This is a genomic window from Paenibacillus sp. JL3B1040 (assembly GCF_057063165.1).
Window position 1 is genome coordinate 2,108,612 of the sequence record NZ_CM169317.1, and the last position, 18,342, is coordinate 2,126,953.

Here is an 18,342-nt window from a genome sequence, read left to right on the forward strand (position 1 = left end):
TTATAAATCAGCCGATTTCCGGATCGTTCTATTAGCCTGCGGCGCAGCATGCCTTAAATTTCTTGCCGCTGCCGCAAGGGCAAGGTTCGTTGCGGCCCGGAGCTTTGCCGTCGAAATAGCGCTGCAAATTGTGGGCGTACAATTCCCGGCGCATTCGCTCGCCCAACTCCTGCATACGCTCATGGGCGTATGCATAAATCCGCATGTAGCTTTGGCAAAAATAATCCGGATCGGACTCGGTTCCTTCCGCATTCCATTTGCGGTTTCGCGGGCAGCCGCCGTAGCACAAACGCTGCCATTCGCAGGAACGGCATTTGTCCGGCAAGGCTGGCTTCATCCGGTGAAAGCGCGCGTAGTTCGGATGGGCCAGCATGTCGGCGATGGAAGAGTCGGCCACATTGCCGACGGTCCATTTCTCGTTAATAAAGAAGTCGCACGGAAACGCATCGCCGTTTTGTTCAAGCACCAGGCTTGTCGGACACGCTGCGCGATGGACGCACAGCTCCGCTTCCCGGTTAATATAAACGCTAAGCATGTTATCGAAGAAGCGTACGGAAACCTGCGGGTCACCGTCATTGTACCACTCGTCGAACACTTCGCAGAGGAAGTCGCCGTATTCCCGCGGCGTAATTTCGTATACGCCGGGCTGATCCACCTGCTGGGAACGGAAATCCATGCAGGGGATGAATTGGACGAAATTGAAATCGTTCTCACGATAAAATGCCATCAGTTCCTTGGCTTTGCCTACATTTCCCTTATGGATGACCGTCAATATATTAAAATCCACCTGATGCTTCCGCAAATGCCCGATACCGGCCATAACCCGATCAAAGCTGCCTTTGCCGTTGGAAGTCACCCGGCGGGCGTCATGGATCTCCTTGGGGCCGTCGAGGCTGACGCCGATCAGAAAGTTATACGTTTTGAAAAAAGCGGCCCAACGATCATTGATCAGTGTGGCGTTCGTCTGCAGCGAGTTGCTGATGATCGTATGCGGCGGGGCATGGAGGGCTTGCCGATAAACGACTTCCTCGAAGAACTCCATCCCGGCCAGCAGCGGTTCCCCGCCCTGCCAGGCAAAATTGGCGGCGCCTTGGCTGTGCTCCATGTAATCCTTGATGAATTTATCCAGAATAGCGGAATCGATCCGGTTGATCTTGGGTCCCGGCTTGCCTCCGCAGGTGCTGTAATAGCAGTAATCGCAGGCCAAATTGCAGTCCTCCGATACGGTTTTCCACATCACGCCGATGTGGGAATGACCGTTTGTCATGCAGCCTCCCGACATACAATCCCCTCCTGTCTATAGTGGTTTCATGATTAAATCTATAATTCATCTATCTATAATGATTTAAAAGATAACATCAAGCTTAAATAATGTCAAAATAACATAAAGTTTTGGAATAAATCGCTTTTACTAGATTTATACAGCGATAAAACTCTTGTTCTTTATTCCAATATGAAATTATCTTTGCTATAGTCAGCTTATGAAGATTATAAACTATTCCGGGGGATAGATATGTTCCATGTATTGGTTGCAGAGGATGAAGTTTGGATTCGCAACGGCATCGTGGAGATGATCGAGCGGTTTGGGCTTGATTTCAAAGTCGTGGCCCAAGCCAGCGACGGGGCGGAGGCCTGGAATTTGATCAATGAGGTGTGGCCGAACGTGATCATCACCGATATCGTCATGCCGGAGCTGGACGGGTTATCTCTGCTCGGCAAATGCGATGAATACAAGCTGGGCATCGTCCCGATCGTGATCAGCGGCTACGAGAATTTCGGTTACGCCCAACAGGCCATCCGGTACGGAGCGACCGAATATTTGCTGAAGCCGGTCGTGGCCGAGGATTTGAAGCAGGCTCTGCTGCGTTCCGTGGAACGGCTGCAAAGCTCCGCTCATCTGTATGAACCCCTGTTTAAAATCCAAGAGTACCTGGAAGGGATGGAAGTGTGGGATCATCAACGCCTGGTTTCGGAAGCCGGTCGGATCCTGAAGTCCATTTATAAGGTGAAAACGCCGAATCCCGGGATTCGAAACGGGCTGCTCCGTATTTTCTCGGACAAGCTGAACGAGCAGCTAAAGAGCATCCATCCTCAGCATCAGGAATTGAAATTTGCTGAAACATCCGACAAACGCGGCGTGGAGGCCCACTTTGCCGGCTTGTTGGAACAGTGGTCCCGCCGTTTAAACGTCGCGGCTTCCGGCAAGAACTCCCGGTTATTGTGCAAACGGGTAACCGAATACGTTCAACAAAATTACGCCAAGGAAATCACGCTGGCGCAAATCGCGGAGTTTACCGATCTGAGCGTTTCCCGGTTCTGCGTGTTGTTCAAGCGGGAATACGGAGATTCTTTCATCAATTATTTGAATAAATACAGGATCGAAACCGCGAAACAACTGCTGCTGGAACCGGATCTGAAGGTTTACGAGGTGGCCGATATGGTTGGGTTCTCCTCCTTGCCGTACTTTAACCGGCTGTTCAAAAGCCTGACAGACGAGTCGCCGGGCGAATACCGCAGGAGCCTGGGCTTATGAACTTCAAGCTTTCCCCCTTGCGTTCCATCAAGCAAAGAATGATCGCGTTGTTTTTCGGGCTAAGCCTTTTGTCGGTGTGCCTGACGGCCGGATTTTCCCACTTTTTCTACAGCAAAGCGGTTAAAGAGGAATTCGTGATGATCGCGGAAGAAGCCACGGGCCGGCTCAACCATCATCTGGAGTTTTATTTCCGGCAAATGAAAAAATCGACGAATACGTTGCTGAATACCGATCTGGTGCAAAAATGGCTGAGCGAAGGCTATACTCCCAATGTAGAGGATATCGCCGGAATTGAAAAGGAAATGAACACGTATGTGTCATTCAATTTTCGAGAGATCAACAATATGTTCCTCGTTTCGAATGATTCCCGGGTTCTTCCGCTGAACAACAGTTATATCCCGGAAGACCGGCGCGTGATAGATGCCTGGTTTAAGGACGTCCGGGAAGTTACGGTATTGCCTACCCATCGCCTGAACGAGAACGGCCCCCTGGTCATGGATATGATCATCCCGATTTACAGCACGCAAACGACGGCGATGATCGGCAAGCTGGTGCTGCAGTTTTCCATGACCGAAATCGACGCTGCCTTCGATAAATCCCGGCTGGGGAAAAGCGGTTATTTCTTCTTGCTGTCGAAGGAGGACATCGTGGTCAATCATCCCGAGAAGGAATGGGTGGGCAAGGCGCGGAAAGACACGCCGCTCGGCGGATTGAACTTGGATCTGGAAAACGCCACCGTTGCCCAAACGTGGAACGGTGATGCCTATCTGGTTTCTGTTTATGAATCGCAATACACGGGCTGGACTATCGTTTCCGTCGTCCCTTATGCCGAGATGGCCAAAGGGTTGAACTCTGCGGTTTTATCGACCTTGATCGCTTTGGCGATCCTTGGGACCTGCATCTTTTTGATCCTCCCTTTCATGGTGTCACAGTTTGTAGGCCCGATCAAGTATATGAAAACGAGGATGGAACGGGTTGCCAAGGGCAATCTGGAAGTCAGGGCGTCGCACATCTCCGGCATCCATGAATACCAGGTGCTGACCCGCAGCTTCAATTACATGGTGGAGCAGTTGAACGATCTGATGCGGGAAATCTCCGAATACAAGGTAAAAGAGGTAGAACTGCAATTAAGGCAAAGCGTGGCTACGGTCAGAGCGCTGCAAAACCAAATCAATCCGCACTTGCTGTACAATACGCTGGATATTATCAAAAGCATCGCCTATTTGGAAGATGTACCGCTGATCGAGAAAATCGCCCATAACCTTGCGGACGTATACCGGTACGCTTCCAAGGGATCGGATCAGGAAGTAACGCTTCGCGAGGAGCTAAGCGTGTTGATCAAGTATCTGGAGATCGTGCATATCCGTTATCCGAAAAAATTCGAAAGCAGCGTCCGGGTGAACGAGAAATTTATGGATTGTCCGATCATCAAGCTTACGATTCAGCCGATCGTGGAGAATGCCGTCAAATACGCGGTGGAAGCGAAAGGCGGGAATGCGGCGATTCTTGTGAACGCATACGACGAAGGGCGCGATCTGATCATTGAAATTGCGGATAACGGCCCGGGAATCCCGGAAGCGCGGCTTGCGGAGCTGGAGGATCAATTCCGCGGCAGTTCGTCCGCCGAAGATACATTCAGAGGTGAGTCCATCGGACTGGCGAATGTCCATGCCAGGATTCGATTGAAATACGGCGAACCGTATGGGATTTCCGTACATTCTTTCCCGGGACGCGGCAGCGTGGTCAGCATACGGATTCCTTTACGGAACGGAGAAAGCGATGCGGTCCGAACAGGCTAAACGTGCGAGTGAAGGGAGGATGGGCATGAAAAAATGGGGCATGATGCTGTTGTCCGCGTTTTGGCTCGTGGGGCTGCTTGGATGCTCCGGCGCTGCCGGAAGCGGATCGGCGGGGGAAGTGGAGTCTGCTCGCGGGGAGAAGGCAGCGCCCGTGGAGCTGAATTTGATGACGTTCAGCTTCGCGGGGGGCGGCTGGCCGGAGGATCATCCGGTCGTCAGAGAGCTAAATAAGCGGCTGAACATCAAGCTGAACATCGAGTGGATCCCCATGGACGTTTACGGGCAGAAGCTGAACGTACTGGCGGCCTCCAATGATTTTCCCGATGTGTTCTTGGTCGAAGGTCCGGAGTTCAACAAGTGGAAAGACAAAGGCATCTTTATGGATATCGAACCGGAGCTTGCCAAGTACCCCAATTTCGTGAAATATTTGAGCCGGGAATATTTGGAGCTCATGAATCCCAAAGGAAAAATGTACGGATTGCCGTTTTATATTACGGACACGAGGGATTCTCTGATCATTCGCAAGGATTGGCTGGACAAGCTGGGGCTTTCGGCACCTGCCACCTTGGATGAATTTCTCGAAGTGGCTAAAGCGTTTGCACAGGACGATCCCGACGGGAATGGCAAAGACGATACTTACGGGTTTTCGTTCAGCATCGTCAACGGTAAATTCACCAATCTGGACTCGATTATGGGCGCTTTCGGTTTAGGGAACGAGTGGAGCGAGCAGGAGGGGCGGCTGATCCCGCTGCAGGTGCAAACGAAGGAACTGAAGCCGTTTCTCGCTTTCCTCAGGGAGGCTTATTCGTCAGGGGCGCTCGACCCGGAATTCGCCACGAACAAGGTCAAGGATCCGCTGGCCAAATTGGAGGCCGGAAAAATTGGCATCGCCACCGTCGTTCCCAACGAATTTTATACGTCGACGCTGCCGGCATTAAAAAAGAACGCCCCCGGGGCGGAACTTGTCCAGTTGATTCCCCCGCAGGGACGGGGCGGACTCCAGGCGACGCATACGATCGGGAACACGAGCAAAATCGTCATCAACGCCCGTATCGACCCCGCCAAGCAGCAAAAAGCGCTGGAGCTGTTGAATTACCTGCTGTCCGACGAAGGTTACGATTTAATCAAAAACGGCGTTGAAGGCATTCACTACCAAAGAACCGTCGAAGGAACGTTCGAAAAGCTGCCGACGTTTGACAAAGACCGTCCGCAGCTGCTTTCCGTCTGGTTTTTCCGCCGCTACGACCCGGAAGTCCAGATCCGCAAGTGGGATGATCCGCAGTATTCCGAAAACGTCTTGAAGTTTTATGAAACCAATGCCAAGTATCGTTGGAAAAATCCGGCGGAAGGCCTGTCCAGCGAGACGTTTGATCAAAAGGGCCTCCGGCTTCTGGGGAGATGGATAGATACGATGACCAAAGTGGCCATGGGACAGCTTCCTTTAAGCGCCGTGGACGAGGCGGCCGAGGCCTGGATGCGGGACGGCGGGGATCGGATGATCCGCGAGATTAATGAGGAGTACAGGAAGACTAAGGAATAACTTTCCCGACTTGCGGGATATCACGGCTATGCGCATGGCGCATGGCCTTTTTTAGTTCATCTCCATTAGCGGCATTTCATGTACTTATTTTTTCGCTGGAATTTCTCAAGTCCCGCAAATATCCGGCAACAAACAAAAAGATCGGTTAAGGACTTTGCTGGAGAATGGATGTAGAGTAAGGAAGGGCCAAGGCATGAAGGGGTGATTCGGCAGAAAAGAGAACAGGCGGCCGCATGGTAACGAAAGCGCTTTTACGGATAGGAATAAACCGCAACGGGAGGCAGTGACGAATGAGTGAGAAAAATCAGGTTTCATTAAAAGAAAGAATCAGCTACGGGTTGGGGGATACCGCGTCCAATCTTATTTTTACCATCGTGACCACATACCTTATGTTTTTCTATACCGATGTTTACGGCCTGAATGTGGCCGCGGTAGGCACTTTGTTCTTTGTAGCGAGAATGATCGACGCTTTGGACGGTCCTATCTTTGGGGTGTTGATCGACCGTACGAGCACCAAATGGGGGAAGTCCAGACCTTATTTCCTCTGGCTATCCATTCCGTTTGGGGTCGTCGCGATATTGACATTCATGACCCCCGATTTAAGCGCGACGGGTAAAATCATCTATGCGTATGCCACGTACATCGCGTTGGGTATTTTGTATGCGGGCGTCAATATTCCGTTATCGTCGCTGCTGCCGAGCCTTACCAGCAATTCGAAGGAAAGAACTGTGGTCAATACGTATCGGATGGTCGGAGGCCAGACGGGCGCGTTTATCGTCAATGCTGCGGTGTTGCCTTTGGTCGCTTTTCTGGGTGGGGGCAATCAGCAGCAGGGCTTTCTCTACACCATGATTTTGTTTGCTGTGGTCGGCGTCGGGTTATTTTTCATTACGTTTGCAAATACGAAAGAGCGCGTCCAATCCAACGGAAATAAACCGATCCCTTTTAAAGAAGGTGTGAAAGCGATAAAGGGAAATTGGCCCTGGTGGATTTTGCTCATCGTGAACGTTCTGCTGTTTATCTCTACGATCATGATGAATCAATCGACGATCTATTACCTGAGATACAACTTGGACCGCGCGGACTTGGTGCCGGTGCTGAACGGATTGTCGAGCTTGATGCTCGTCGGGATTATTGCGGTGCCGTTTATGGCCAATAAACTCGGCAAACGCAACACGGTGCTTTTGGGGTTCATTCTGGCCGTGGCGGGACAACTGATTATCTTTGCCGGCTCGGAGTTTCTCTCGGTTCCGCTCATGGTAATCGGAAGATCGCTGGCGAAGATTGGACTTGGCGTGGTGGCCGGCATTAAATTCGCGATGATCGCCGATACGGTCGATTACGGCGAATGGAAAACCGGCGTGCGCGCGCAAGGGCTGCTGATGGCAGCTTCCACCTTTGGCGTCAAATTCGGCATGGGGCTTGGGGGAGCGATCGCCGCGTGGATTATGTCGATGGGGGGATATATTCCCAACCAGACGCAGACTTCTTCCGCATTGCTCGCCCTTCAATTCAATTTCGTGTGGGTGCCGCTGATTTGCTTCGTGCTTTCCATCGTCCTCATGATGTTTTACCGGCTTGATCAACAAGAGGAGACCATGAAGGAGGAGCTTCAGAACAATCGGATCGCCACGGCTTAAGCAGCGCGGATCGGCAGGTACGTAGAAAGGAAGCAAGACATCTCTTCAGGATGTCTTCTTTCCCTTTTTCGACCGGGGCAGAAAAATAGGGCAACAAACAAAAAGATCGGTTAAGGCGATATGGGCAGGTTGCCTGTAGAGTAAATCATGTACGTATGTCGGGAATCCGGCCATGGAGGCCGTTTACAGTGAGTGTTTGCCATTCTTAATTTCAACTTGAGAGGAGAATGCCTCATGAGAGTCTTGTTTTTGGATCTGGATTCGACTAACCCGGAACATCTAGGCTGTTATGGTTATCATCGCAATACGTCACCCAATATCGATAAAATCGCCGCTGAGGGCGTTCGTTTTACCAACTATTACACCTCGGACGCGCCTTGCGCTCCTTCCCGCACCGCGCTGATGAGCGGGCAGTTCGGGATTCGCAACGGCCTCGTCGGCCACGGCGGTACGGCGGGGGACATGAAGCCGGAAGGCGAGAAGCGGGAGCTGATGGGCAGACTTACCCGGGGCGGGGCCTTTCCGTCGTACCTGCAGCTGATCGGCGGACTTAGCACCACCTTGATCAGTCCATTCCCGCAGCGCCATTCGACGTTCGCGTTTTATGCCGGATTTAACGAAATTATCAATACGGGGCATCTCGGAAATGAGTCCGCGGATGACGTAACGCCCGTGGCGCTGGATTGGATCGAGCGGAATGCCCAAAAAGACGACTGGTTCCTCTACGTGAATTATTGGGATCCGCATACCCCTTACCGAACGCCGCTGGAATACGGAAACCCGTTCGAAAACGATCCGCTGCCGGAATGGATGACGGAAGAGGTGCTGGAGCGGCACAAGGACATGGTCGGTTCCCACAGTGCGCGGGAGCTCAACATTAATTTCAGAACCAAGAGCTACGATAATGCCACTTCCCCCGATTTTCCGCGTCATCCCGGGGAAATTCTCAATATGGATGATTTGAGAAAAACGGTTGACGGGTACGATTGCGGCGTTCGTTATATGGACGACCATCTGGGCAAGTTGTTTGCGGCGTTGGAGCAGCAGGGCGTAATGGAGGATTTGATTATTATCATCACCGCCGACCATGGCGAAAATATCGGCCAGCTCGGCATCTATGGCGAGCATGCGACCGCGGATCAGGGGACCTGCCGGATTCCGATGATTATTCGCTGGCCGGGCATGAAGCGGGGAATTGTCGACGAGCGGATGCATTACCATCTGGACTTGCTGCCGACGGTGGCCGAACTGCTCGGACAAGATCCGATGCCGGATTGGGACGGCGCCAGCTATGCACCGGTACTTCGCGACGGGGCCGATTGCGGCCGGGATTACCTCGTGGTGTCGCAGTGCGCTCATGTGGTGCAGCGCAGCGTCCGTTTCGGCGATTGGATGTATATCCGCAGCTATCACGACGGTTTCCACCTGTTTGACAAGGAAATGCTGTTCAACCTGCGGGAGGACCCGAACGAGCAGCGCAATGTCGCTTCCGAAAACCGCGACGTTTGCATGGAAGCCGTTTATCTGCTGAACCAGTGGCATGAAGAAATGATGGTCCGTTCGGGCGATGATCGCGATCCGTTATGGACGGTTATGAAAGAAGGCGGGCCTTTCCACGCCAAAGGATATCTGCCGGGATATCTGAAACGGCTGGAGGAAACCGGAAGATCCCGGCAGGCTGCGGAACTGGCGCGCAAGCATCCTCAGGAGTTTCCGCCGAAGCCGGCCACTGAAATCGAGAAGCTGGTTAGAAAGCGGCTCACGGAACAGATGGGCCCGCATTGATTCGTATCATCCATTTTTATCGCTAGGAGCTGAAAAACGTGGCTAACTTGAAAGCTAAACCGTTTTATTTATCCGATGAAGATATTGCCTGGGTACAGCAGATGATCGCCGGAATGACGCTGGATGAGAAAGTCGGGCAATTGTTCTGTCTGGTTGGCTACTCCGCTGAAGAAGAATATTTGCAGCGGCTGGCGGCCGACTACAAGGTCGGAGGTTTGATGTGCCGTCCGATGGCCGCAAGCAGCGTCGTAAATACGGTGCAAACACTGCAGCAAAACGCCAAGATTCCAATGCTGATCGCAGCCAACTTGGAGAAGGGCGGTTCGGGCATCGCCGAGGAAGGGACCACCGTCGGGTCCGTGATGCAGGTGGCCGCCACCGATGACGCCGAGATGGCCTACAAGCTGGGCCTCGTCTGCGGACGGGAAGGCGCTGCGGTTGGCTGCAACTGGGCGTTTGCGCCGATCATCGACATCGATTACAACTTCCGCAATCCGATTACCAATACGCGCACGTTCGGCTCCGATCCGGAGCGGGTACGCCGCATGGGCATCCAGTATGTCAAGGGCGTGCAGCAAAACGGCGTAGCGGCTTCCATCAAGCATTTCCCGGGTGATGGAGTGGATGAGCGAGACCAGCATCTGGTGGAAAGCATCAATTCCCTGTCCTGTGAGGAATGGGATGCGACTTACGGGGCCGTCTATAAAGCCTGTATCGAAGAAGGCGCCATGACGGTGATGGTCGGTCATATCCTGCAGCCGGCCTACAGCCGAAGACTCAATCCGGCGCTGAAGGATGAGGAGATTTTGCCGGCCTCGTTATCCTATGAATTGGTGACGAAGCTGCTGAAGGAACAGCTTGGCTTTAACGGCCTGGTGGTGACGGACGCTTCGACCATGGCCGGAATGATGATTTCGATGCCTCGCTCGCAAGCCGTACCGCGGGCGATCGCCGCCGGCTGCGATATGTTCCTGTTCTGCCGCAGCCTGGAGGAAGATTTCGGTTACATGAAGCAGGGCATCGAGGACGGCATCATCACCGAGGAGCGCCTGAACGAAGCGTTGACCCGGATTTTGGGACTCAAAGCGGCGTTGAAGCTGCACCGCAAACAGGCGGAAGGGATGCTTGTGCCCAAGCTGGAGGAAGCGCTCAAGGTGCTGGGCGCGGAGGAACACCGGCAATGGTCGGTGGAGTGCGCGGACAAGGCGGTGACTCTCGTCAAGGAAGAACAAGGAGTGCTGCCGATTCATCCCGACAAATACAAGCGCGTCCTGTTCTATGAAATCGAATCCCAACAGGGTGTGGCGTACAGCGCGCGGGTCGGAGCCGCCGAACTGTTCAAAGAGAAGCTTCGGGCTGAAGGCTTTGAGGTAAGCACGTTCGAGGTGAATCCGGGATTTGAAGGGATGATGTCGGCGCAAAGCGAAGTGCTCGGCAAATACGATCTGATGATCTATTTGGCCAACATGGTGACCAAAAGCAACCAGACGGTGGTCCGGATCGAATGGAAGCAGCCGATGGGGGCTAATGTGCCGACCTTTATGACCACCATTCCGACTTTGTTCATTTCGGTCGAGAACCCGTATCATCTGCTGGACGTACCGCGGGTGAAGACGTTTATCAACGCCTACAATTCGAACGACAACGTGCTGCAGGCGCTGATCGACAAGCTGATGGGCCGCTCGGAGTTCAAGGGGACAAGTCCGGTCGATCCATTTTGCGGCTTGTGGGACGCCAGATTATAGCTGCGGCGTAAAGAGAGAAAGCGAATCGGAAGGAGAGAACAGCATGAATCGGCGGTATGAGGCGGTTATTTTCGATCTGGACGGCGTCATTGTATCAACGGATCGTTACCATTTCCTGGCGTGGTCCCAACTGGCCTGGCAGGAGAGAATTGAATTTAATGAAGAAATCAATCACCGGCTGCGCGGCGTCAGCCGCATGGAGAGTCTGGAGATCATTTTGGAAAAGGCCAGTAAGCGTTACACGCCAGAAGAGAAGCGGGAGCTGGCCGAGCGGAAAAACGAGGTGTACCGCGGTTTGCTGGGCAGCCTGACCGCCAGCGATCTGCTCCCGGGGGTGGCGGAGACCTTGTCCGCCCTCCGCGAGCGGGGATACAAAATCGCCATCGGTTCATCCAGCAAAAATACGCCGGTGATCCTGGAACGGATCGGCTTGTCCGGCTATTTCGACGCGGTGGCGGACGGGAACGGGATCAAGCGCAGCAAACCGGACCCGGAAGTATTTCTGCTGGCGGCCGGCAAGCTGGGCGTTTCGCCCGCGGCGTGCCTGGTCGTCGAGGACGCGGAGGCGGGAATCATCGCCGCCAAACGCGGCGGCATGGCGGCAGCGGCCATCGGCGAGGCGCGAAGCTGCCAAGAAGCGGATTGCTCGCTAGAGACGATTGCGGACTTGTTGCTTTATGTGTGAACCAAACAATGACAAGGGAAGTTAGGGGTACGGGATCTGCGTACCGGAGGCGCCATTCAAACAGCGCCTCTTCTTTGTGCTTGGGACGGTGTTAATGGCATCTTCACGATCGATTCACTCGTCTCCGTCCCACTCCTGCAGCATCATCACGGCCGCTCCGGTGGCTACCGCCTCTTCGAGAAGCAGCCCCTGCGTGAAGGCCGGACTGTATTCGGGATAATGGTAGGTGTTCTTCTTGGCGATCTCCAGCGCGGTTTCGAAGACGAGCGGGTGAGCGCTGACGAGCGGACCGCCGAGAATGACGTATTCGGGATGCAGCGCATTGATCAGGTTGGCGAGCCCGATCCCCAGATAAGCGGCCGTTTCCGAAAATTGCTCCTTCACCAGCGAGTCGTCTTGCTTCAGAGCTTCGACCAGCGTGGCAAAGTTAACCTGGTCCGGCGAAATCCCGGACAGCAGGCTGCCGCGCCCAATTTTGAGCTGGGTGCGCACGCGTTCCACGAGCGCGGGAACGGATACGAACGCTTCCAATGCCCCGTAATTGCCTTTGTCCCGCAGCCGTGGTCCATTCGCCTGGATGATCATTTGGCCGATCGCCCCTTCGGTATCTACGGCTCCGCGGAGAATTTGACCGCCGGACATTGCGGCCGAGCGGATGCTCGCGCCGGCGTGAACATACAGCGCATGCTGGACATTTTCGGTGCGCAGCGCCCAATGCTCGCCGATTAAAGCGGTGTTGGCCCCGTTGTCGAGCTTGGCCGGAAAGCCCAGCCGCTCCGTCAGCATTTCGCAAATCGGCACGTTCTTCCAGGCGGGAGCGGGGAACAATTCCGGTTCAAGAATGATCCCCTTCTTCTGATCCAGCGGACCGACTGCTCCAATCCCCATGCCCAGAATGTCGGCGGGCGAGATGCCGTGCTTGGCCAGAAACTCCCGGGCGTTGTTCGCGGCATGCTCGACAAACCGGTCGGGCGTCATCCGTTCGTCCATTTTCCAGCGGGCCAGGGACAGCGTGTTACAGTGCATATCGTATAGTCCCAGCTTGGAATAAATGCGGGAAATTTCCAGTCCGAACAGGTAGCGGTAGGTGGGATTGGTCTGGAATAATATCGGCTTCCTTCCGCCTGTGGAGCTGCCGAGTCCGGAGACAACGATCAGCCCCTGGGAGGTCATCTCTTCAAGCAAGCGCGTCATACTGCTGCTGGTCAAAGAAAAATGAGTCAACAAATCGGCTTTGGAGACGGTCCCGAGGTAAGAAATTCGATCGAAAACCTGCTTCTTTATCGAAGGATTGGAATGAGTCATCATAGGTACGGTTCTCCATTTCCAAGTTAATTGGTCGGGATATCACAAGTATAGCGGCAACTTTGCATGATTTCCAGTTAATTTCATCAGAATAATCTACATAATTTCTTTTTGAAATTATGTTAGGCGATTAACGCTATGCGTAAGCCCTATTGATTAGATAAATTTAATCCTTTCTATAAAATTATCATAACTTTATTCCAAAATGAAATTAATGTGTTATAATGCTTGTAGCTTCTAGTAGAACATGTACGCGACAGAAAAGGGTGAGTTCGGATGAACCACATGCTAACCCAGCGAATGAATATTTTATGGCAAATCTTCTGCGTATTCTTAAAAATAGGGCCTTCCACGTTTGGGGGCGGCTACGCGATGATCGCGACAATCGAAGAGGAGATCGTTCATAGAAAAAGGTGGATGAACCAAGAAGAAATGGGGGACATGGTGTCCATTTCGGGATCGGCTCCCGGCGGCGTAGCCGTCAATTCCGCGGCTTTCATCGGCTATCGGCTGGGCGGAATCCCCGGCGCCGTGACGGCCGTGGCCGCGATTACGCTGCCTACGTTTATCATCGTTCTTCTCCTGAGCATATTAAGTTACATTTTCAAAGATAACGCAAAAGTGGCAGCCGCATTAAAAGGCATTCACGCCGCGGTCGTTTCCCTGATCATCGTAGCCGCCTTCAAGATGTGGAAATCCTCCGTTCTGGATACGGCCACGATGGTGATCGCGGGAATCGCGGTCGCGCTCCTCTTATTTACCGGCATTCATTCGTTTTATCTTATTCTGGGGGGGCCGATCGCCGGGATCATCGTCGTGTTGATTAAGCGAAAATGCGGGATGACCGTGCGGACGGAAAAGTCGCGGACCAAGGAGAAACAGGAGCTTCATTTCCCGGAATATTACATCTGAAGGGTGATCATCTATGCTTTGGCAGCTGTTTTTGGTCTTTATCAAGGTAGGGCTCATTTCTTTTGGCGGCGGCTACGCGGTCATGACGCTGATCCAGCGGGAGGTGGCCGCCATGGGATGGGTGGATGCCGGGGAGTTTCAGGAGATCGTCGCTTTGGCGGGAATGGCCCCGGGTTCCATCGCCACGAATGCCGCCACGCTGATCGGATATTCGCAGGCGGGCATTTGGGGAGCGATCGTGGCCACGGTTGGCATCATTTTGCCGTCGCTTTTTATCGTCATCCTGCTTACGGCCTTCTTCCTCAGACTGCAGAGCAACGATTGGGTCAAGTCGTCGTTTTACGGCTTGCGTCCGATCGTGACGGGGCTGATAATTTACGCCGCCATCCACTTCGGACTCAGCGGGCGGAGCGAACCTTTGCTGAGCTGGTCCATGGCCGGCACGCTGCTGATCGTTGCCGGAAGCCTTACCTTGGTGACCAAATACAAAGTTCATCCCTTTGCGGTCATTTTGCTGTCCGCCGTCGCGGGAATCGTGCTGTTTTAACAACAGGGGCCTCCTAATTCGCTGATTAGGAAGCCCCTGTTGTTTTTTAGCGTTAATTGGCCGCCGATTTTGATGTTAAGTACTGCGGCGGGTTCACCTTGTCGATCAGCAAAAGGCCGTCGTATTGATCGCGGGGGACCAGGCCTTCCGGAATCATGCCCCAGCTGTAAGCAAACCGCGGCTCGAACATCCAGGAGTTCCCGCGTTCCCTGCTTTGGTAACGCAAATCGATGAACGTATACGGCGTTTTGGCCGCGGACAGGATCGATTCGACCGAACCGGGCTCCAGCGGGAGAACGTCATGCACGGTTTTGGTGTTGTCCGCCGTTTTGCCGCTGGCTGGATACAGACCGATGGCATAGCTGTATTTTTTCAGCTCGTCCGGAAGCAGTTCGCCCATCAATTTCACCGGGTACGGCGTGCCCATGACTGCGCTGTGAGCTTTGCGGATATGGTCGTTATGCCCCCAGACGATAAATTTCTCGGTAGGATACACTTCGGTGGCCAGCCATATCAGATTATCGAGCATCGTCTTATCCCGCCATTCCATCGATTCGAAAAACGGGGCGTAGTCTCCTGTTTGAATGCCGAGATTGGCGCGCATCGAAATTTCGGCGTACTCTTTGGCGAAGCGGATGCGCTCGTTAAGGCTTCGCTCCAGCAGCACCGGGAGTTTGGGATTGTCCGGATACCGCTCTTTTAGAGCGGCCTGCGTTTTTGCGGATTCTAAATCTTTTAAGATATCATTATAAACCTCGATGATAGCGTTTTTGTCCTCATGGTATCCTTTCAAATCGGTACCGTTCGAATAGTCGGACAGCTTCTGCTCGGCGTCCGCCAGGCGTTCCGCCAATGCCTTGTCCTGCAGCCAGCCGCCGTCCAGCAGGGGATACTGCAGTTGTATGTCGAATCCCGTTAAGGCGAGAGGCTGCTCGCTTTTTTGCGTGGTTTTGATGTAATCAAATAACGGCAGCGTCTCCTTGGACCACCAGACACCAAAGATCGCATCCTTCATCGTCTGCTCCGCGCTTTGCGATGCCGACTTTCCGTAGGCCAGCGAGGTGTTCGCCAGTCCGCTTTCAAAAGCGAGGACATTATATCCCATTTCTTCGTGAAGGAATTGAATCAGTCTCGTTTTGGCCAGACTAAATTCCGCCACGCCGTGGGAGCTTTCCCCGAGAAAAATGATCCGTTTGTCCAGCAGCAGCGGCTTTAACATGCTCAGATCTTGAAAAGACTTGCTCCGGTCGGCGCTTGCGTCCACGGGCTGAATCGTCTCCAGCTTGTAGGCATGATCGTTTGCCCACGCTTCCCAGTCCTTGATCTTGTCCTCGGCCGTGCGGGCGGGACCGGTGGCGATGACTGTACCTTGAATACTCTGGCTACTCTCGCCGGATGCGGCCTTCGTTTCCGGAATAAGTGCAGACCCCAGAAAAATCGCCGTAATTAAACCAAGCGTAAGGGGGCGTTTGAATTTAATTGCTTGTTGTTTCATGAACAATTTCCTCCACCGTTTAAAATTGGAAACATGAACCGGATATTCAGGTTGAATCCTCTTCCCAAAACAGCTCGTCAAGCGTGCGGGACAACGCCTTGCAGATGGCGATGCACAAGCTGAGGGTAGGGTTGTATTTGCCCAATTCGATCAAGCCGATCGTTTGCCGCGACACGCCTACGATCTTCGCCAGTTCTTCCTGGGACAGGTCTTTTTCGACCCGGGCCATTTTTAACCTGATATTTTTCATGCAAAATCACCTGTCTCCCTTCCCTTGGCCGCCGGGTTACTCCTGGTCATTTTGCGATGCATTGCGGCTCAGCTTGTTGGCCATAAAATGCATCAGCGTCATGCCTCCGGCAAACAGCGGAATATACATTCCGAGCGAAGCCGCAAAGACCAGCGCAAAGTACTTTAGGTACGTGCTCTCATCGCCGTATAGGACGGCGCTCCGGATACCGATCAGCAACGCCAGCGCAAGCCCGATAGCGAGCCCGGTAAACAAAGTGCGTTTGCCGTAGGAACGTTTGCTGCTTTGTTCATAAACTTCGACCTCATCCGAGTAAATGCCGAGTGCGATGCTGCGGACGCCGTAATATAAACCGCCGGCTAGCAGGATGATGACTTCGAGCAGCATGGATTGTTCACCGCGGTACGCAAAGGTCTTCCAAAGGACGGAAATGCCGCAGATGATCGTAATCAGGACATAAATTTCCTTATAGATCCGGTTTTTCAACTGTTCGATGCGTTCGTCGCGCACCGCGCCTCTTTTGTCGAACCATTTCATCGTGATGTCTCCTTTCAGATTTGCCTAGTCATAGTATAAAACATATACCGGACATTTTGCAATATATATATGTCATTTCGCTAATAAACTATCGTCCGGCAGATCCGGCATTCATCGCATTTTTTCTGTTTGTTCGGTAAAAAAGTGAATTGAATGCGCTACCATAGCTAATATAATTGAACTATAACAACAAAAGCCCATGCTTCCGATGCGAGTTTTGCTCGATGACGACGGCAGCGGGACTTTGGAGCGCAGAAGGAAAAAATCGTTTTGCGTGGCATAAAGAAGTTATCGCCTCTAATGGCTCCGGCCCGCGTTTGTTTATGTCAGCCGGCGGTCCCGGTATTGTTTCGGCGTCATGCCGGCGTATTTCTTAAACACTTTGGTGAAATAGCTCTGGTCGTGAAACTGCAGCCGGGCGGAGATATCGGAAAGGGAGTAGGCGGACAAGGTGATTAACTGCTTCGCTTCCTCCACCCGCTGCCGTTGGATGTATTCGGTCAGGCTGCTGCCCGTTTCCCGCCGGAACAGTCGGGAGAGATGAACGGGGCTGATCCCGGAGACCTTCGCTAAAGCCGGCAGGGAAAGTTCCTCGTACAGATGGTCGAAAATATAACGCTGGCAAACCGCAATCGGGCGCGATACCCGCTGCTCGAGGCCGCTCTTTACTTTGTCGGCGAAATCGCCTAAAGCCGTAAGCAGCGCATGTTCCACCTTGGCGACTTCTCCAAGCTCCTCGATATGCTGAATGTGGATATCGCTCAGCGTGTAGGCTTCCTCCGGAAACATGCCGCCTTCCATGGCCGCCCGGGTCGCCAGTGTGATGGTGACGATCGCGATGTTTTTCTGGTGCCGCAGGGGGCTGCGTCTGGACAAAATGCCCACACCTTGGTGCGACAAAGTGGCAAAAGTGCGAAACAGCTCCTTTTTGTTCCCGTTTTTAATGTGCTTCAAAAACAGCCGTTCACTGTCCGGCGAATGATGGTAAACACCCGCTTCCCGGCTGCCGGATAGACGAAGGGAGGCCAGAAAGGCCGGCTTCGCACCGGTTTCTTCCGCGGCGGGAACGGACGCATCGATCAAATCCGCCGGAGCCAGGGATTGTCCGGTCAGCCATTCGTGGACCAGTCGTCCCGTAGACATCAGCCGGTTTCTGTCGATCACGGTCAGACTCCGGTAATAAGCGAGCCAAGCGGGGCGCTGCCGCTGCGGAACCTTCAGGTCCTGCAGCAAGCCGGTCAGCAGTTCCTCCGGCCAAATCGACGAAACCGCCGGTCCCGCGACGATCCATCCGGCATAGTCATCCGCTATGCCAACGGGAATAAGCAGGCATTGTTCCAAATAGGCGGTAGAATGCAGTACGGGAACGGCTGCGGTACGATGCTCGCCGATCCACTCCGTTATTTGCTCCTGCAGACTGCGATACATAGGATTTGGCGGGAGCGCTTCCGGATGGTGGTCCTGGAGCCGTCCCATTTTGTCCGTAAGGCTGATAGGCAGTAAAGTGACTTCATGAAGCAGGCGGCAAAAGCGGTTCAATCGCCCTTCCATATCCGGCTGTTCGGTCAT

The 18,342-nt window shown here is 53.4% G+C and carries 15 protein-coding genes; 9 read left to right on the top strand and 6 right to left on the bottom strand.

Translation table 11 applies throughout. The features are described 5' to 3' along the window. Window positions 1-31: 31 nt before the first annotated feature. Window positions 32-1,282 carry an anaerobic sulfatase maturase gene (locus ACZF99_RS09330; protein ID WP_483611096.1) on the bottom strand — a complete coding sequence of 417 codons (1,251 nt, stop codon included), beginning with the start codon at window positions 1,280-1,282 and terminating at the stop codon, window positions 32-34. A gap of 231 nt (window positions 1,283-1,513) precedes the next feature. On the opposite strand from ACZF99_RS09330, the gene ACZF99_RS09335 reads away from it, so the two are divergent. From ACZF99_RS09335 to pgmB, 7 genes are all read left to right on the top strand, one after another. After that, entirely contained in the window at window positions 1,514-2,533 is a 1,020-nt protein-coding gene (locus tag ACZF99_RS09335; protein ID WP_483611098.1) for a response regulator transcription factor, read from the top strand. Continuing rightward, window positions 2,530-4,332, top strand: a complete 1,803-nt coding sequence (locus ACZF99_RS09340; RefSeq protein ID WP_483611100.1) for a sensor histidine kinase — start codon at window positions 2,530-2,532, stop codon at window positions 4,330-4,332. The genes ACZF99_RS09335 and ACZF99_RS09340 overlap by 4 nt, the downstream gene beginning before the upstream one ends. A gap of 25 nt (window positions 4,333-4,357) precedes the next feature. Continuing rightward, a complete protein-coding gene (locus ACZF99_RS09345; protein WP_483611102.1) occupies window positions 4,358-5,872 on the top strand; it encodes an extracellular solute-binding protein in 1,515 nt (504 codons plus the stop codon). A 290-nt stretch (window positions 5,873-6,162) separates the two neighbouring features. Further along, the gene (locus ACZF99_RS09350) at window positions 6,163-7,512 is read left to right on the top strand and encodes a glycoside-pentoside-hexuronide (GPH):cation symporter (protein ID WP_483611104.1); all 1,350 of its coding nucleotides are present in this window, start codon (window positions 6,163-6,165) and stop codon (window positions 7,510-7,512) included. Window positions 7,513-7,746: 234 nt separating this feature from the next. Next, window positions 7,747-9,297 (top strand): sulfatase family protein, encoded by a 1,551-nt coding sequence (locus ACZF99_RS09355; RefSeq protein WP_483611106.1) that lies wholly within the window; start codon window positions 7,747-7,749, stop codon window positions 9,295-9,297. 38 nt (window positions 9,298-9,335) lie between these two features. Further along, window positions 9,336-11,042 carry a glycoside hydrolase family 3 protein gene (locus tag ACZF99_RS09360; protein ID WP_483611108.1) on the top strand — a complete coding sequence of 569 codons (1,707 nt, stop codon included), beginning with the start codon at window positions 9,336-9,338 and terminating at the stop codon, window positions 11,040-11,042. A 43-nt stretch (window positions 11,043-11,085) separates the two neighbouring features. Further along, complete coding sequence (pgmB, locus tag ACZF99_RS09365) at window positions 11,086-11,727, top strand: beta-phosphoglucomutase (RefSeq protein ID WP_483611110.1); 642 nt, start codon at window positions 11,086-11,088, stop codon at window positions 11,725-11,727. A gap of 114 nt (window positions 11,728-11,841) precedes the next feature. Here pgmB and ACZF99_RS09370 read toward each other — a convergent pair whose 3' ends face one another. Continuing rightward, window positions 11,842-13,035, bottom strand: coding sequence for an ROK family protein (locus tag ACZF99_RS09370; protein WP_483611112.1), 1,194 nt, complete (start codon window positions 13,033-13,035; stop codon window positions 11,842-11,844). Window positions 13,036-13,308: 273 nt separating this feature from the next. On the opposite strand from ACZF99_RS09370, the gene ACZF99_RS09375 reads away from it, so the two are divergent. Together ACZF99_RS09375 and ACZF99_RS09380 are read left to right on the top strand one after the other, a co-directional pair. Beyond that, complete coding sequence (locus ACZF99_RS09375; RefSeq protein WP_483611114.1) at window positions 13,309-13,944, top strand: chromate transporter; 636 nt, start codon at window positions 13,309-13,311, stop codon at window positions 13,942-13,944. A gap of 13 nt (window positions 13,945-13,957) precedes the next feature. Beyond that, the gene (locus ACZF99_RS09380; RefSeq protein ID WP_483611116.1) at window positions 13,958-14,491 is read left to right on the top strand and encodes a chromate transporter; all 534 of its coding nucleotides are present in this window, start codon (window positions 13,958-13,960) and stop codon (window positions 14,489-14,491) included. A gap of 52 nt (window positions 14,492-14,543) precedes the next feature. On the opposite strand, the gene ACZF99_RS09385 is transcribed toward ACZF99_RS09380, so the two are convergent. The 4 genes from ACZF99_RS09385 to ACZF99_RS09400 all read right to left on the bottom strand — a co-directional run bounded on the left by ACZF99_RS09385 (window position 14,544) and on the right by ACZF99_RS09400 (window position 18,342). After that, a complete protein-coding gene (locus ACZF99_RS09385; protein ID WP_483611118.1) occupies window positions 14,544-15,986 on the bottom strand; it encodes an erythromycin esterase family protein in 1,443 nt (480 codons plus the stop codon). 46 nt (window positions 15,987-16,032) lie between these two features. Then, the gene (locus ACZF99_RS09390; protein WP_483611120.1) at window positions 16,033-16,236 is read right to left on the bottom strand and encodes a helix-turn-helix transcriptional regulator; all 204 of its coding nucleotides are present in this window, start codon (window positions 16,234-16,236) and stop codon (window positions 16,033-16,035) included. Window positions 16,237-16,272: 36 nt separating this feature from the next. Beyond that, window positions 16,273-16,773: a DUF6773 family protein gene (locus ACZF99_RS09395; RefSeq protein WP_483611122.1), complete on the bottom strand. Its 501-nt coding sequence runs from the start codon at window positions 16,771-16,773 to the stop codon at window positions 16,273-16,275. A 321-nt stretch (window positions 16,774-17,094) separates the two neighbouring features. Next, a complete protein-coding gene (locus tag ACZF99_RS09400) occupies window positions 17,095-18,342 on the bottom strand; it encodes a helix-turn-helix domain-containing protein (protein WP_483611124.1) in 1,248 nt (415 codons plus the stop codon).

Excerpts from the sequence above, each read along its gene's own strand:
- ACZF99_RS09330 (WP_483611096.1), bottom strand. The coding sequence starts at position 1,282 with ATGTCGGGAGGCTGCATGACAAACGGTCATTCCCACATCGGCGTGATG.
- ACZF99_RS09335 (WP_483611098.1), top strand. The coding sequence starts at position 1,514 with ATGTTCCATGTATTGGTTGCAGAGGATGAAGTTTGGATTCGCAACGGC.
- ACZF99_RS09340 (WP_483611100.1), top strand. The coding sequence starts at position 2,530 with ATGAACTTCAAGCTTTCCCCCTTGCGTTCCATCAAGCAAAGAATGATC.
- ACZF99_RS09345 (WP_483611102.1), top strand. The coding sequence starts at position 4,358 with ATGAAAAAATGGGGCATGATGCTGTTGTCCGCGTTTTGGCTCGTGGGG.
- ACZF99_RS09350 (WP_483611104.1), top strand. The coding sequence starts at position 6,163 with ATGAGTGAGAAAAATCAGGTTTCATTAAAAGAAAGAATCAGCTACGGG.
- ACZF99_RS09355 (WP_483611106.1), top strand. The coding sequence starts at position 7,747 with ATGAGAGTCTTGTTTTTGGATCTGGATTCGACTAACCCGGAACATCTA.
- pgmB (WP_483611110.1), top strand. The coding sequence starts at position 11,086 with ATGAATCGGCGGTATGAGGCGGTTATTTTCGATCTGGACGGCGTCATT.
- ACZF99_RS09370 (WP_483611112.1), bottom strand. The coding sequence starts at position 13,035 with ATGATGACTCATTCCAATCCTTCGATAAAGAAGCAGGTTTTCGATCGA.
- ACZF99_RS09375 (WP_483611114.1), top strand. The coding sequence starts at position 13,309 with ATGAACCACATGCTAACCCAGCGAATGAATATTTTATGGCAAATCTTC.
- ACZF99_RS09380 (WP_483611116.1), top strand. The coding sequence starts at position 13,958 with ATGCTTTGGCAGCTGTTTTTGGTCTTTATCAAGGTAGGGCTCATTTCT.
- ACZF99_RS09385 (WP_483611118.1), bottom strand. The coding sequence starts at position 15,986 with ATGAAACAACAAGCAATTAAATTCAAACGCCCCCTTACGCTTGGTTTA.
- ACZF99_RS09390 (WP_483611120.1), bottom strand. The coding sequence starts at position 16,236 with ATGAAAAATATCAGGTTAAAAATGGCCCGGGTCGAAAAAGACCTGTCC.
- ACZF99_RS09395 (WP_483611122.1), bottom strand. The coding sequence starts at position 16,773 with ATGAAATGGTTCGACAAAAGAGGCGCGGTGCGCGACGAACGCATCGAA.
- ACZF99_RS09400 (WP_483611124.1), bottom strand. The coding sequence starts at position 18,342 with ATGACCGAACAGCCGGATATGGAAGGGCGATTGAACCGCTTTTGCCGC.